Raw genomic sequence first — 14,386 nt, 5'->3', positions numbered from 1 at the left:
TTAGTTTGATTACAAATTGGATAGAAGTAGTGATAATTTTTCAGATAAGGATCTTTATTTAAATGTTGGAGATATATCATAAGAGGGAAGTTTTTTATTATAAAAAATTGTACTTGCTTCCGCTTTCTATTTTGGTTACTATGATTGTAGTAACCAAAATAGAAAGCGTGGGGAAAGACTTGAATTTTCGTGTTTATATTTTAGCTATCGCGGCTTTTGTAGTCGGAACGGTTGAGCTAATTATAGGAGGAACGCTCGATTTAGTTGCCAATGATTTAGGAGTATCTATTAGTGCAGCTGGTCAGCTTATAACAATATTTTCGGTAGTATTTGCTTTGTCAGGTCCAGTTTTATTAGCTTTGACAGGGAAGTTTGAAAGAAAAACATTGTATGTTGGAGCATTATCGATTTTCTTAATCGGAAATATTATTTCGGCATTTAGTGTGAATTACGGAATGCTGATGTTCTCAAGGGTTATTTGTGCGGCGAGTGGTTCATTAATTATTGCACTATCGGTAACACTTGCTTCTAGTGTAGTAGAACCGCATTTTCGTGCGCGTGCAATTGGAATCATTTTTATGGGAATTAGTGGATCACTTGTACTTGGAGTACCGCTTGGTCTTGTACTCGGAAATGCATATGGATGGCGTGCACCATTTGTATTAATTTCGGTATTAACAGTTATGGCAATTGCTTGTATTTCATTATTCTTAACGAAAGTACCACCGACATCGGTATTATCAATAAAAGAACAACTTGCTACTTTAAAAGATAAAAAAATTGTAAGTGCACAGTTAACATCATTTTTGTTTTTAACAGGGCATTTAACATTGTATGCATATTTAACACCGTTTTTAAAAGATGTCATGCATGTTGAAGCAAACTGGATTAGTGTGTTTTACTTTATTTTCGGAATCGCAGCAGTAATTGGTGGCGGATTCGGTGGATGGCTTGCTGATAAATGGGGATCGAAGAAAAGTATTATTTCCATCATTATCGTATTTGCGTGTGCAATCTTCATACTGCCATTAATGACATTCTCATTCCCGCTCTTCATCATTATGATGGGACTTTGGAGTATGCTGAGCTGGGCGATTTCACCAGCGCAACAAAACTATTTAATTGAAATTGCACCAGAATCAGCTGGTATTCAGCAAAGTTTAAATAACTCTGCCCTTCATTTAGGAATTGCACTTGGTTCAACAGTAGGCGGAGTTGTTATCGAAAAATCATCTGTTATATATAATGCTTGGGTAGGCGGTGGCTTTATTGTATTAGCACTGCTTTGCGCGATTTTCTCGATTACGAGAGGACGCTCTACTCAGTTCGTGAAAGAAGAATCTATCGTTTGATAGGTTCTTTTTTTATTTGTAAAAAATTGCAGGTTTTAGTAGAAAGGTGGAGAATTTGTATGTAGCGAGGTGATGTATATGTATACGAATTTTTCAATTATTGGTCTTCTAATTTCAATGCTCCCCTTGTTTCTTATTATTCTTGCACTTAGATGGGTTCGTTTCATCTATAAAAATTCAGAGAAACAGGTAGAGCAAAATGAGAAAATCATTGAGCTGTTGATGGAGATAAAGGAACAAAACGAAAAGGAGTCTAAGTGAAAAACTAGACTCCTTTTTATTATTTAATTAGTATCTTAATTTCATTAACAAACTCTTAATTTCCTCATCTTCCATAAAGAGGTCATGGTGTTTCTGGGTAATCTTTGCAAGTGCAACGTCATGATAGAAAAATTCTGTAAAGAACTTTACGAAAGGTTGTGACATTGTTTTCATCGCTTGCCATGACTCTTGTTCTACGCCAGCAAATAAAATTTCACGATCGTCAACGATGAGTAGCAAGTAGCGCTCTAATGCATTAGGTTCTTCAGCTGGGATTAGAAAATGCATGTTTTCTAAGTCTGTTTCTACTTCTCCAACAATAAGGGATTCAATTTGAACACCTTGTTTTGCTTTTTGTTCTAGTAAAGGAAGATATTCTAAAAGAGTATCATTCCAAGCTGAAATACGGATTGATTCTTTTGCACTTTCAATGAGTTCCTTACTTTGAACTCGAATAGAAGATTGCATCTTTAAGCTCCACACACGGTCATCTGTAAATGATTTTTTTGATATATTTGTTTCCAGTTCTTTAATATTTGATTGGAATTCTGTCGTTAATTTTTCAATTGCTAGCTTTAGTGGTAATGCTGTATACAGTTTTTTCTTTTCTGAAACAGAATCCATTACCATTCCTTTATCGATTAGGCGTGCTAGCACTTCATATATTTTTGCCTTTGGAACACCTGAATGCTTCACAATTGTTGTAGCATCTAATGGTTCATTGCTTGATACGACAACTTCATAAGCTTGGCTTTCATATTGTGAGAAACCGAATTTTTGTAACATAGTTCCCTCCGAACGAATGAGATTATATTTTAAGGATAATGAACTATTTGTTTTTGCACAAGTGGTAGTCCGTTTTCTAATTGTATTAAGGTGAGAATTAATTTCAATTTTTTAATTTTATCTATTATACTTAATATAATGATTAATAAGATTTTAATTTAATGCGAAGGGGATGCTGGGGGGAAGATGTTAAGAAGTTTACGTTTAAAAATTGCGGTAGTGTTTTCAGTTCTTATTTCTATGATGTTCGTAATATTGGGTACAGCTGTGTATCAATTACAGAAAGAAAAGGAAGTGCGTTCCTTAGACGAGTATTCTCAAAATGCGATGGATCTTGTAACAGAGCAACTTACGACATTTGTTCAAAGAACGGATGAAGATATGGGGTATTACGCGAACAGTGAGATGATTCGTAATATACTTCAAGGTGGGGTTACTCCAGAAGAGGAAGCGTTTTTAACGAAAGAGTTTGCGGAGTATAAAAAGAATCATCCTGGTATTTTAGATTTATATATTGGTACGAAAGATAAAAAAACATTAAGTGCCAATCTTGCTGAAGGTGGGCAAGTGCCAGAAGGATACGATCCAACGACAAGACCATGGTATAAAGATTCAGAGGCTGATGTAAAAAAGGTCCATTGGGGACAACCTTCTTATGAAATTGCAACAGGAAAGTTAAGTGTAGGTGTTTCTAAAGCAATTACAGCTCAAGATGGATCTGTATTAGGCGTTGTTGCGATGGATGTATCGCTTGGGACGATTCAGAAGTTGCTTCACAATATTCAATACAATAATGACGGAGAAATGTTTATTATAAATGATAAAAATATGGCTCTTGTTTATCCAGAAAAGATAGGAAAAGATGTTTCTAAAGAGCCACTTATAAAGAGCTTAAATAAAGAGGTAACAAAATATGCGGTCACTACAATAAAAGGTGAAGATGTAGTTGTTTACAGTCAATCATTTGATACGATGAAATGGACGATAGGAATCTTTTATCCGAAAGAAACGATCGATGGGCTATTAAATAGTACGAGAAATACAGTTATTATAATGGCATGTATTAGTTTATTAGTTGGAATCGTAGCTTCCTACTTGTTCTCAAGAAGATTAGCAAGACCACTGCAACTATTAAAGAATCACGTGCAAAAAGTAGCAGAAGGCGATTTAACGCTGCGAATGAAAGTGACAAGTAAAGATGAAGTTGGAGAGTTGACTAAGCACTTTAATGATATGGTTGAACAAATGAATGAAATGGTAAGTAAAATTAAAAACAGCGTATCAACGGTGCAACAATCAACGAATAGTTTACATTATTTAACGAACGAAACAGTAGCGGCTAGTAGAGAAGTTTCAGGAGCAATGGATGATGTGAGCGGAGGAGCTTCTACTCTTGCGAATAGTGTGGATGAAGTTTCAGCTCAGCTCGAGAATATGGCGGAGTCAGTGGAACAAATGAATAGCTCCGTTGGTGAAATAAAAGGAGTGGCTGGCAAAGCGGAAGAGGCATCTAAGCAAGGATTAAATACAATGAGGAATTTAATCCGTACGAGGGGACAATCATCTTCGATTGTTGTTCATACAGAAGAAGCATCGGATAAGTTAGAACAAAGAGTTGGATCGATTCAAAATGTTGTTGAGCTTATAAAAGGCATTTCGGATCAAACAAATTTACTTGCTTTAAATGCATCGATTGAAGCTGCCCGTGCAGGTGAGCAAGGTAAGGGATTTGCGGTTGTTGCTGAAGAGGTTCGGAAATTAGCGGAACAATCAAAAGAGGCAACCGGAGAAATCACAACGATGATTGGTGATGTACAATTAGAAGTAAAAAGGGTTGTAGAAGTTGTAAGTAAATTGAAAGACATTGCAGATGTGCAAAATAAAGTGACGACAGAGGCGGAAATAGAGTTCCGCACAATTATGTCAGTCGTAAATACGATTAGTACTTCAGTTGAAAAAATTGTAGAAGAGGTACATAACATAGGTTACGAGCAAGGGGAAATTACAGCGGTAATGCATACAATTGCTGGTACGAGTCAAGAAAGTGCAGCTGTTTCTGAAGAGGTACATGCTGCAACGGAATCACAGGTGAATCATTTAGAAAAGGTAGCTCACACGATGGAAAGTTTGACAGAACATATGAGAGATTTAGAAAGATTAGTCGAGCAGTTTAAAGTGGAAGAGTAACATATTAGTAAAATGATGAGGATTTCGGTAAAATAGACAATGGATATATAAGAAACGATTATAGGAGGAAGACTACTATGGCAATTGTTGATGTATCGATTATTCCAGTAGGAACAGGTAATCCAAGTGTTAGTGAATATGTAGCAGAAGTACAAAAGGTGCTAGAGAAAAATGCGGATCGCGTGAAGTATCAATTAACACCGATGAATACAATTATTGAAGGAGATCTTCCTGTCATTCTAGAAGTAATTCAACAAATGCATGAAGTTCCATATACGAAAGGTGCACAGCGTGTTGCAACAACAATTCGTATTGATGATCGTCGTGATAAAGTAAGCACAATGGAGAAAAAATTAAACTCTGTTCGATCAAAATTATAAAGAAAAGCAGCGATTTTCGCTGCTTTTTTCATATAGGAGGTAAATAAGATGAGTGAAAAGTTTAACGAACAATTTGACGGGTTGTTAGAGAAATACACGGAACTGTTACTTGGAGAGAGCAATGAAGAGAGAAAAGAACAGGTACAGAAGTGGGCACTTTATTCTTACATAGCGAAGACGATGCCAGCTTTAGTGAAGCATTGGAATGAGACGTATCCCGATGCGAAAGAAGAGATGGTGCAGTTAATTACGGATATTAAAAGGCTGAATGAAGAGAAGCGAAATGAGCAATAAAAAAACTTGAGGGAAATATAATCGTAAGTTTTCTGTATTAATATCCTTATATAATTTACATGGAATATTAAGGGTTTTATAGGCATGTCGAATATTTTCGACATGCCTATTTTATGCCTATTAAACTCCATTTTTCTAAATGTCGAAAAATATTTCAGGTATATTTATAAGCAGAAATATAGGTTTTTAAATGTTTTTATAGTATTTTATAAATTATCTAAATAATTATTTGTATCCAATAATTTTAAACAATGATATAATTTTGAAGAGGGGTAAAAAACAGATAAATTACAGTCATAGGGGTGAATTACATGGAACAATTAATGCGAAATTCGTTTCTTTTCTTGTCAAAAAATAAAGCGCTAACAAAACTGGCTAAAAAGTACGGTTTACGCTTTGGTGCAGGTCGCTTTGTCGCAGGGGAGACAATTGAATTAGCGACAGCAGCTATTAAACAATTGAACAAGCAAGGACTTTGTGTAACAATCGATTATTTAGGGGAATTCGTTGATAATGAAGCGGAAGCAAATGAAATGGCTAACCAATCGATTGAAGCAATCCGTGCAATTGGAAGAGAAGGTCTTGATTCGCAGCTTTCTTTAAAGATGACTTCTATGGGATTAGATATCTCTGATGAAATCGTAATGAACAATATGCGCCGTATTTTAGAAGCGGCGAAAGAAAATGGTGTGTTCGTTACCATTGATATGGAAGACTATACACGCTGCGGGAAAACAATTGATATCTTTAAACAATTAAAATCTGAATACGATAATATTGGTACTGTTATTCAAGCTTACCTATATCGTACAGAAAAAGATATTGAAGATTTAAATGCTTATAATCCTAATTTACGTCTTGTAAAAGGTGCTTATAAAGAACCTGAAGAAGTGGCATTCCCAGACAAGAAAGATGTAGATGACAATTATAAAAAAATTATTAAAATGCACTTATTAAATGGAAATTATACTGCAATTGCTTCACATGACGAAGCGATTATTGAATATACAAAAAAACTTGCTGAAGAACACAACATTCCAAGGGATCAATTTGAATTCCAAATGTTATATGGTATTCGTAATGAGCGTCAACTTGAGCTAGTAAAAGAAGGCTACAAAATGCGAGTTTACGTACCTTATGGAAACGACTGGTATGGATATTTCATGCGTCGTCTAGCAGAGCGTCCAGCAAACGTTGCGTTCGTATTAAAAGGTATGGTTAAAAAATAACCAAGGAGAAAATACTCCTTGGTTATTTTAATTGCTGAAATGCATAATGTGCCATTTTCTTCGTATCAGGATACAGTTGCTTGCGGGTAGAAGATAATACAACATTAATGACACGTTTACCGTCTTTTTCATCCACTGTTACGACTGTATATTTGCCAAGTGCTGATAGACCGCTTTTACTTCCAATCGCATATGGATCGTCATATAGTTCTTCTCGTCCGTAGTTTGCGATGTTTGGAGAGCGTTCTGAAGTATGTAGAGTTGTACGTGTTGAATTCATATATTCTAAAACAACTGGATACTTTAATGCTTCTTTCGTAATAATAGCAATGTCATATGGCGATACTTTATTTCCAAGTGCATCAGCACCACTTGCGTTCTTGAAAGTCGCATGCTTTGTACCAAGTTCCTTCGCTCTAGCATTCATCATTTTCACAAATTCATTTTTTGATCCTGCGATATGTTCTGCAATTGATTCAGCTATTGGATCTGCACTAATGATAAGCATAAGTTTTAATGCCTCATCACGCTTTAATTTTTCTCCAGCACGAAGTTTAATTTTCTTGCTTTGACTTTCTGTTTTAATTGCGTTTTCTGTAACTGTAATTTCTTCATCTTCTTTTACATTCTCTAGTAAAAGAAGGGTTGTCATCATTTTGGCTATACTAGCCGGATAAGAGCGTTCGTCTTCACGTTTCCCATACAAAATTTCACCTGTGTCTGCATCGATTGTAACTCCGTATTGCCCAGTAATATTAGGTTGATCAGCTCTTACAGATTGTTGCCTTTGTGCATAAGAGAAGAAAATCATCCCTGTAAATAGTGTAGCAATCATTACAATCATAACTATTGTTCGTTTCATTATAATTCCCTCATTTGTTACAAATAAATTGGGCAGAAAAAGCAGCCATTAATCATTATGCCACGTTCTCTGCCCAAAAATATAGCGTTATTTTTCGCCCATATTATGCTTTTTATATTGTTGGTTATTACCTTGACGTCCTTTTTCCACGCCGTGGTTATGCGGACCTGCATTTCCAGTTACACTAGCTGCACTAATTCCAGCCTTTGAAGGGTTCTTCTTAAGTTTTGCCATATATATTCCTCCAGTTTCGTCAGATTATAAAAAGGGAAAGTGTATTTTAGTGAAGAAAATACATATATAGCATGGCCAAATGAAAGAAAAATATTTATTTCAGAAAATTTTATCAATAAATATATTGCGAAAATTTAAACAGTATCATATATTTATTAGTAGAGGCTCACTCATTGATTGCGACTTATGTCGAAAAATTGAATGAGCATTCATTCAAGAATAGGGGGAGAATTGGATGTTCCAAATTAAAAAGGCTGCTGTTCTAGGTTCAGGCGTAATGGGTTCGGGAATTGCGGCACACTTAGCTAATATTGGTATTCCGACATTATTGCTTGATATTGTACCACCTGCGCTTACGAAAGAAGAAGAAGCGAAGGGACTTACATTAGAACATAAAAGTGTGAGAAATCGTTTTAGTAATACGGCTGTGCAAAAACTATTAAAGCAAAAACCAGCTCCTCTGACAGTGAAAGGAAATCTAGCACTGATTGAAGCAGGTAACTTAGAAGATGATCTTGAGCGTCTAGCTGATGTAGATTGGATTATTGAAGTAGTAGTTGAAAACTTAGATATTAAAAAGAAATTATTTGAAAAAGTAGACGCTGTTCGTAAACCGGGCTCAATTGTAAGCTCGAATACGTCAGGCATTTCAGTTGAAAAAATGGCAGAAGGTCGTTCAGACGACTTCCAGAAACACTTCTTAGGCACACACTTTTTTAACCCACCACGATATTTAAAACTTCTAGAGGTAATACCGACGAAAGAAACAGATCCACAAGTATTAAGCTTCATGAAACTATTTGGCGAAGACGTTCTTGGAAAAGGCGTTGTTATCGCAAAAGATACACCAAACTTTATTGGAAACCGCATCGGTACGTACGGTTTACTTGTTACTCTTCAAGAGATGGTAAAACGCGGCTATAGCATTGGGGAAGTTGATTCTGTAACAGGCCCACTTATTGGTCGTCCGAAGAGCGCAACGTTCCGCACATTAGATGTTGTCGGTTTAGATACATTCGTACACGTTGCAAATAACGTATATGAAAATGTGCAAGAAGAAGAGCGTGATGTATTTAAAGTACCAGCTTTCATGCATGACATGCTTGAGAAAAAATGGCTTGGAAGCAAAACAGGTCAAGGCTTCTTCTTAAAACAAGGAAAAGAAATTTTAGAACTAAATCCTGAAACGATGGAATATGAAGCGCGTAAAAAATTAAAAGCTGCATCCGTAGAGTTAAGTAAACAAGAAAAAGGATTAGCGAATAAATTGAAAGCGCTTGTATACGCAAAAGACCGCGCAGGAGAGTTATTATGGAACATCATTACACCAACTCTTTTATACTCTGCAAAACTGCATAAAGAAATTGCTGACGATATCGTTGCAATTGACCAAGCGATGAAGTGGGGCTTCGGCTGGGAGCAAGGACCGTTTGAAGTTTGGGATGCAATCGGAGTTGAAAAATCTGTTCAAAAGATGGAAGAAAACGGCGTAGTCGTTCCTACTTGGGTGAAAGAAATGTTAGAGAAAGGTTTCACTACTTTCTATAAACATGATAACGGCGATAGCTACTATTACGATAATGGCGAATATAAGCTAATCGAACGTAATAAAAAAGCAATTTCTCTTAAGCAATTAAAAGCGAAAAATGGTGTCTTAAAGAAAAATAGCGGAGCGAGCTTAATTGATTTAGGCGACGGCATCCTTTGCTTAGAGTTCCATTCGAAGAGCAATGCAATCGGTATGGATATTACGCAAATGATTAACTACGCTGTTGATGAAGTAGAAAAGAATTATAAAGGTCTTGTTATCGGTAACCAATCGAAGAACTTCTGCGTTGGTGCGAACTTAGCAATGATCTTAATGGAAGCACAAGATGACAACTACTTTGAAATTGAGTTAGTTGTGAAAAACTTCCAAGATGCAATGACGAAAATTAAATACTCTTCTAAGCCAGTTGTAGCAGCACCATATGGTATGACGCTTGGCGGAGGTACAGAAGTTTGTTTACCAGCAGCGAGCATTCAAGCTTCTAGCGAAACGTATATGGGCTTAGTAGAAGTTGGTGTTGGCTTAATCCCTGGCGGAGGCGGTAATAAAGAGCTATACATTAAACACTTAAACAAAATGCCAAAAGGTGTAGAGTTTGATCTGCAAAAAGTTGCAAATAAAGTGTTCGAAACAGTCGCAATGGCGAAAGTTTCAACTTCAGGACAAGAAGCAGTTTCTCATAACTTCTTAGGTGATAAAGATGGTATTAGTGTGAATGGTGATCACTTACTATACGATGCGAAACAGAAAGCACTTGCTTTATATGAAGCTGGTTATAAAGCGCCGATCCGTAAAAAGATACCAGTTGTTGGGGAAACAGGATATGCAACTCTTGTACTTGGTGCGGAAGCAATGCATTTATCTGGTTACATTTCAGAGTACGATCTTCACATTGCTAAGAAACTTGCATATGTCATTGCGGGCGGAAAAGTGCCGTACGGAACAGAGGTTGATGAGCAATATTTATTAGATGTAGAACGTGAAGCATTTATTAGCTTAGTAAGTGAGATGAAATCACAAGCAAGAATGCAGCACATGCTTGTAAAAGGAAAGCCATTACGTAACTAATAACGAGGGGAGATATCGTTCATGAGAGAAGCTGTCATTGTTGCGGGAGCAAGAACACCAATTGGAAAAGCAAAGAGGGGTTCATTAAAAACAGTTCGTCCTGACGATCTAGGGGCGTTAGTAGTAAAGGAAACGTTAAAGCGTGCGAATTATGAAGGACCAATCGATGATTTAATTTTCGGTTGTGCGATGCCAGAAGCAGAGCAAGGTTTAAATATGGCTCGTAATATCGGCGGATTAGCAGGACTTTCTTACGATGTTCCAGCTATTACGATTAACCGTTACTGTTCTTCAGGTTTACAAAGTATCGCTTACGGAGCTGAGCGTATTATGCTTGGTCACTCTGAAGCTGTATTATCAGGCGGAGCAGAATCAATGAGTTTAGTTCCAATGATGGGACACGTTGTTCGTCCGAATAGTCGCCTTGTAGAAGCGGCTCCAGAATATTATATGGGTATGGGACATACAGCAGAGCAAGTTGCTGTGAAATATGGAATTTCTCGTGAAGAGCAAGATGCATTTGCAGTAAGAAGTCATCAACGTGCTGCGAAAGCATTAGCTGCAGGAAACTTTGCTGATGAAACAGTACCTGTAGATGTGACGTTACGCTCGGTTGGATCAAACAATAAACTTCAAGAAGAAACAATCACTTTCGCACAAGACGAAGGTGTAAGAGCAGAGACGACACTAGACATTTTAGGAAAATTACGTCCAGCATTTAACGTTCGCGGTTCTGTAACGGCTGGTAACTCTTCACAAATGAGTGATGGTGCAGCATCTGTATTATTAATGGATCGCGAAAAAGCAGTGAGCGATGGCATGAAGCCACTTGCGAAATTCCGTTCATTTGCAGTAGCTGGCGTACCACCAGAAGTAATGGGAATCGGCCCAATCGCTGCAATTCCAAAAGCGTTAAAACTAGCTGGCTTAGAGTTATCTGATATTGGCTTATTCGAACTAAATGAAGCATTTGCTTCTCAATCGATCCAAGTTATTCGTGAACTTGGTTTAGATGAAGAAAAAGTAAACGTAAACGGTGGTGCAATCGCACTTGGACATCCACTTGGCTGTACAGGAGCAAAACTAACACTATCTCTTATTCACGAAATGAAACGCCGCAACGAACAATTCGGTATCGTAACAATGTGTATCGGCGGCGGAATGGGAGCAGCGGGAGTATTTGAATTACTTTAAAAAGTGCAGGTGGCTCGTTTAGAACAGGAGGGCGTTGGAAGCCTTGACGAAGAGGCGCTTTTTGCCTCACAGGAAGGGGTGAAACGACCGACTGTTTTAGCCACTGGAACTGGATTATGAAAAAAAGTGGAAGCGGCTCGTTCAGAATGTGAGGGGGATGGAGCTTCAGACGTAGAGGCGTTCTTTGCCTCGCAGGAAGAAGCGAAGCCACCGAACATTCTAGCCGCTGGAACTGGATTATAAAAAAAATGGAAGCAACAAAGGTTTATAAAAAAAGGGAGAGCTAGCTTCTTTCAAAAAGAGAGAAGCGGCTCATGAAAATATGAAGGAGGAAATTTTCATGGAAAAAACAGTAGGAAATGCGGTTAAAGGCGGTAGCTTTTTAGTAGATGAGATTACGATTGATCAAGTGTTTACGCCAGAAGATTTTTCATCTGAGCATAAAATGATTGCTAAAACGACAGAGGACTTTATCGTAAATGAAGTTCTTCCAGAGCTTGAATATTTAGAGCAACATGAGTTTGATCGTTCAGTTCGTCTTTTAAAAGAAGCTGGAGAACTTGGTTTATTAGGCGCTGACGTACCAGAAGAGTACGGCGGAATTGGTCTTGATAAAGTAAGCTCAGCGTTAATCGCAGAGAAATTCTCTCGCGCTGGTGGTTTTGCAATTACTCACGGTGCTCACGTAGGTATCGGATCTTTACCAATCGTATTATTCGGTAACGAAGAGCAAAAGAAAAAATATTTACCATTGCTTGCAACTGGTGAAAAATTAGCTGCATACGCATTAACAGAGCCAGGTTCAGGATCTGATGCATTAGGCGCAAAAACAACTGCACGTTTAAATGCAGAAGGTACACATTATGTATTAAACGGTGAAAAACAATGGATTACAAACTCTGCATTCGCTGACGTATTCGTTGTATATGCAAAAATTGATGGCGAGCACTTCTCAGCATTTATCGTAGAGAAAGACTACGCTGGCGTATCTACAAGCCCAGAAGAAAAGAAAATGGGTATTAAATGTTCTTCAACTCGTACGTTAATTTTAGAAGATGCGTTAGTACCGAAAGAAAACTTACTTGGCGAAATCGGTAAAGGTCATATTATCGCATTCAACATTTTAAATATCGGTCGTTATAAATTAGGTGTTGGTACAGTTGGATCTGCGAAACGTGCAGTAGAAATTTCAGCACAATATGCAAACCAACGTCAACAGTTCAAACAACCAATCGCTCGCTTCCCATTAATTCAAGAGAAACTTGCGAATATGGCAGCAAAAACATATGCAGCTGAAAGCTCTGTATATCGTACAGTAGGTTTATTCGAAAGCCGCATGAGCACATTATCTGAAGAAGAAGTAAAAGACGGTAAAGCAGTAGCAGCTTCTATCGCTGAATATGCAATCGAGTGCTCTTTAAACAAAGTATTCGGTTCTGAAGTATTAGACTATACAGTAGATGAAGGTGTTCAAATTCACGGTGGTTATGGATTTATGGCAGAGTACGAGATTGAAAGAATGTACCGCGATTCTCGTATTAACCGTATTTTCGAAGGAACGAACGAAATTAACCGCCTAATCGTACCAGGTACGTTCTTACGTAAAGCGATGAAAGGTGAATTACCACTTCTTCAAAAAGCACAAAAATTACAAGAAGAGTTAATGATGATGATGCCAGAAGAAGTAGGCGATGAGCCATTAGCACTTCAAAAGTATTTAGTAACTAATGCGAAGAAAATCGGCTTAATGGTAGCTGGATTAGCAGCTCAAAAATACGGTAAAGCATTAGATAAAGAGCAAGAAATTCTTGTAAATATCGCTGACATCGTAAGCAATCTATACGCAATGGAATCAGCTGTTCTTCGTACAGAAAAAGCGATCAAAACAACTGGTCTTGAAAAGAATAAACAAAAAGTGTTATACACTGAAGTATTCTGCCAAGAAGCATTTAACGAAATCGAAGCAGATGCGAAAGAAACACTTATCGCAGTTGAAAACGGCGACATGCTGCGCATGATGTTATCATCATTACGTAAATTAACTCGTCACACACCACTTAACGTAATTCCGAAGAAACGTGAAATCGCTGCGAAAATTTTAGAAGATGAGCGTTACACAGTTTAATATCTTTAAAGAACAGTAGTCGTTTATACGGCTACTGTTCTTTTTTTTGAAAAAAAGAAATTTTTTAGTGACACAAAACTAATGCCATTAGTATAATAAAACTAATGGTATTAGTTTTCGTGAAAAGGGAGATGGGACTATGAGGATGATACATGAAAAAACGTTATATCAATTGTCATTTTTGCCAAGAGCGTTTCCTGTAAATTGTTACTTTGTAGAGGAAGAAGATGGTTTAACTTTAATTGATGCGGCTTTGCCATATAGCGCAAAAGGTATTTTACAGGCGGCTGAGAAAATAGGAAAACCAATTACTAAAATTGTATTAACACATGCGCATGATGATCACATCGGTGCATTAGACGCATTAAAGGAAGTACTTCCTCATGTTCCAGTCTATATTTCTAAGCGGGACGCAAAGCTGTTAGAAGGAGATACGACGTTACAAAAGGATGAACCGAATATACCGATAAAAGGCGGTGTACCTAAAAAAGTAAAAACGGTACCTGATGTTTTATTAGAAGATGGCGACCGAGTTGGATCGCTTCTTGCAATTATGACACCGGGACATACACCAGGATCCATGTCGTTTCTTGATGTACGGAATAAAGCTCTTATTGTTGGGGATGCATTCCAAACAAGAGGAGGTATGGCTGTTTCGGGACAAATGAAATTTTGGTTTCCGTTTCCTGCGATGGCAACGTGGAGCAAAGAAATATCATTACAAAGTGCAGAGAAGTTAAGCGAATATGAGCCTTCCTTACTTGCGGCAGGGCATGGGGAAATGATAAAGAATCCAGGGACTGTCATAGAGCTTGCTATTAAGGAAGCGAAACGGAATATAGAAAGTAAGAAAGAGGGTTAATTT

The 14,386-nt window shown here is 37.4% G+C and carries 13 protein-coding genes; 10 read left to right on the top strand and 3 right to left on the bottom strand.

What is annotated here, in order from left to right; translation table 11 throughout:
* Positions 1 to 167 precede the first annotated feature (167 nt).
* Positions 168 to 1,352: an MFS transporter gene (locus BHV55_RS25045; protein ID WP_002001400.1), complete on the top strand. Its 1,185-nt coding sequence runs from the start codon at positions 168 to 170 to the stop codon at positions 1,350 to 1,352.
* 78 nt (positions 1,353 to 1,430) lie between these two features.
* Positions 1,431 to 1,613, top strand: coding sequence for a hypothetical protein (locus tag BHV55_RS25040; RefSeq protein WP_000288473.1), 183 nt, complete (start codon positions 1,431 to 1,433; stop codon positions 1,611 to 1,613).
* A 27-nt stretch (positions 1,614 to 1,640) separates the two neighbouring features.
* Here BHV55_RS25040 and BHV55_RS25035 read toward each other — a convergent pair whose 3' ends face one another.
* Positions 1,641 to 2,399, bottom strand: coding sequence for a TrmB family transcriptional regulator (locus tag BHV55_RS25035; protein ID WP_000939479.1), 759 nt, complete (start codon positions 2,397 to 2,399; stop codon positions 1,641 to 1,643).
* A 186-nt stretch (positions 2,400 to 2,585) separates the two neighbouring features.
* On the opposite strand from BHV55_RS25035, the gene BHV55_RS25030 reads away from it, so the two are divergent.
* The 4 genes from BHV55_RS25030 (at position 2,586) to BHV55_RS25015 (ending at position 6,489) form a co-directional block, all read left to right on the top strand.
* On the top strand, positions 2,586 to 4,586 hold the full coding sequence (locus tag BHV55_RS25030; RefSeq protein ID WP_070757759.1) for a methyl-accepting chemotaxis protein: 2,001 nt from the start codon (positions 2,586 to 2,588) through the stop codon (positions 4,584 to 4,586).
* A 77-nt stretch (positions 4,587 to 4,663) separates the two neighbouring features.
* Entirely contained in the window at positions 4,664 to 4,966 is a 303-nt protein-coding gene (locus BHV55_RS25025) for an MTH1187 family thiamine-binding protein (protein ID WP_001018860.1), read from the top strand.
* Between the two features lie 48 nt (positions 4,967 to 5,014).
* Complete coding sequence (locus tag BHV55_RS25020; protein ID WP_001290594.1) at positions 5,015 to 5,260, top strand: YusU family protein; 246 nt, start codon at positions 5,015 to 5,017, stop codon at positions 5,258 to 5,260.
* Between the two features lie 311 nt (positions 5,261 to 5,571).
* Entirely contained in the window at positions 5,572 to 6,489 is a 918-nt protein-coding gene (locus tag BHV55_RS25015; RefSeq protein ID WP_000436772.1) for a proline dehydrogenase family protein, read from the top strand.
* Positions 6,490 to 6,511: 22 nt separating this feature from the next.
* Here BHV55_RS25015 and BHV55_RS25010 read toward each other — a convergent pair whose 3' ends face one another.
* Positions 6,512 to 7,351, bottom strand: a complete 840-nt coding sequence (locus tag BHV55_RS25010) for a D-alanyl-D-alanine carboxypeptidase family protein (protein ID WP_000831483.1) — start codon at positions 7,349 to 7,351, stop codon at positions 6,512 to 6,514.
* A gap of 87 nt (positions 7,352 to 7,438) precedes the next feature.
* Positions 7,439 to 7,585, bottom strand: coding sequence for a YuzL family protein (locus BHV55_RS25005; protein ID WP_001096344.1), 147 nt, complete (start codon positions 7,583 to 7,585; stop codon positions 7,439 to 7,441).
* A gap of 235 nt (positions 7,586 to 7,820) precedes the next feature.
* Here BHV55_RS25005 and BHV55_RS25000 point away from each other — a divergent pair, with 235 nt between their 5' ends.
* From BHV55_RS25000 to BHV55_RS24985, 4 genes are all read left to right on the top strand, one after another.
* Positions 7,821 to 10,202, top strand: a complete 2,382-nt coding sequence (locus tag BHV55_RS25000; RefSeq protein WP_070757761.1) for a 3-hydroxyacyl-CoA dehydrogenase/enoyl-CoA hydratase family protein — start codon at positions 7,821 to 7,823, stop codon at positions 10,200 to 10,202.
* A gap of 21 nt (positions 10,203 to 10,223) precedes the next feature.
* On the top strand, positions 10,224 to 11,396 hold the full coding sequence (locus BHV55_RS24995; RefSeq protein ID WP_001206324.1) for an acetyl-CoA C-acetyltransferase: 1,173 nt from the start codon (positions 10,224 to 10,226) through the stop codon (positions 11,394 to 11,396).
* A gap of 340 nt (positions 11,397 to 11,736) precedes the next feature.
* Positions 11,737 to 13,521 (top strand): acyl-CoA dehydrogenase family protein, encoded by a 1,785-nt coding sequence (locus BHV55_RS24990; RefSeq protein WP_000416291.1) that lies wholly within the window; start codon positions 11,737 to 11,739, stop codon positions 13,519 to 13,521.
* A gap of 139 nt (positions 13,522 to 13,660) precedes the next feature.
* A complete protein-coding gene (locus BHV55_RS24985; protein ID WP_001242324.1) occupies positions 13,661 to 14,383 on the top strand; it encodes an MBL fold metallo-hydrolase in 723 nt (240 codons plus the stop codon).
* Positions 14,384 to 14,386: the final 3 nt, after the last annotated feature.

The organism is Bacillus sp. RZ2MS9 (assembly GCF_001816185.2).
Classification (GTDB): domain Bacteria; phylum Bacillota; class Bacilli; order Bacillales; family Bacillaceae_G; genus Bacillus_A; species Bacillus_A cereus.
The sequence above is the reverse complement of the archived record's forward strand: the minus strand, read 5'-3'. Positions and strand labels throughout refer to the sequence as shown.

Coding starts and splice junctions, on each gene's coding strand:
- BHV55_RS25040 (WP_000288473.1), top strand. CDS start 1,431: ATGTATACGAATTTTTCAATTATTGGTCTTCTAATTTCAATGCTCCCC.
- BHV55_RS25035 (WP_000939479.1), bottom strand. CDS start 2,399: ATGTTACAAAAATTCGGTTTCTCACAATATGAAAGCCAAGCTTATGAA.
- BHV55_RS25030 (WP_070757759.1), top strand. CDS start 2,586: ATGTTAAGAAGTTTACGTTTAAAAATTGCGGTAGTGTTTTCAGTTCTT.
- BHV55_RS25025 (WP_001018860.1), top strand. CDS start 4,664: ATGGCAATTGTTGATGTATCGATTATTCCAGTAGGAACAGGTAATCCA.
- BHV55_RS25020 (WP_001290594.1), top strand. CDS start 5,015: ATGAGTGAAAAGTTTAACGAACAATTTGACGGGTTGTTAGAGAAATAC.
- BHV55_RS25015 (WP_000436772.1), top strand. CDS start 5,572: ATGGAACAATTAATGCGAAATTCGTTTCTTTTCTTGTCAAAAAATAAA.
- BHV55_RS25010 (WP_000831483.1), bottom strand. CDS start 7,351: ATGAAACGAACAATAGTTATGATTGTAATGATTGCTACACTATTTACA.
- BHV55_RS25005 (WP_001096344.1), bottom strand. CDS start 7,585: ATGGCAAAACTTAAGAAGAACCCTTCAAAGGCTGGAATTAGTGCAGCT.
- BHV55_RS25000 (WP_070757761.1), top strand. CDS start 7,821: ATGTTCCAAATTAAAAAGGCTGCTGTTCTAGGTTCAGGCGTAATGGGT.
- BHV55_RS24995 (WP_001206324.1), top strand. CDS start 10,224: ATGAGAGAAGCTGTCATTGTTGCGGGAGCAAGAACACCAATTGGAAAA.
- BHV55_RS24990 (WP_000416291.1), top strand. CDS start 11,737: ATGGAAAAAACAGTAGGAAATGCGGTTAAAGGCGGTAGCTTTTTAGTA.
- BHV55_RS24985 (WP_001242324.1), top strand. CDS start 13,661: ATGAGGATGATACATGAAAAAACGTTATATCAATTGTCATTTTTGCCA.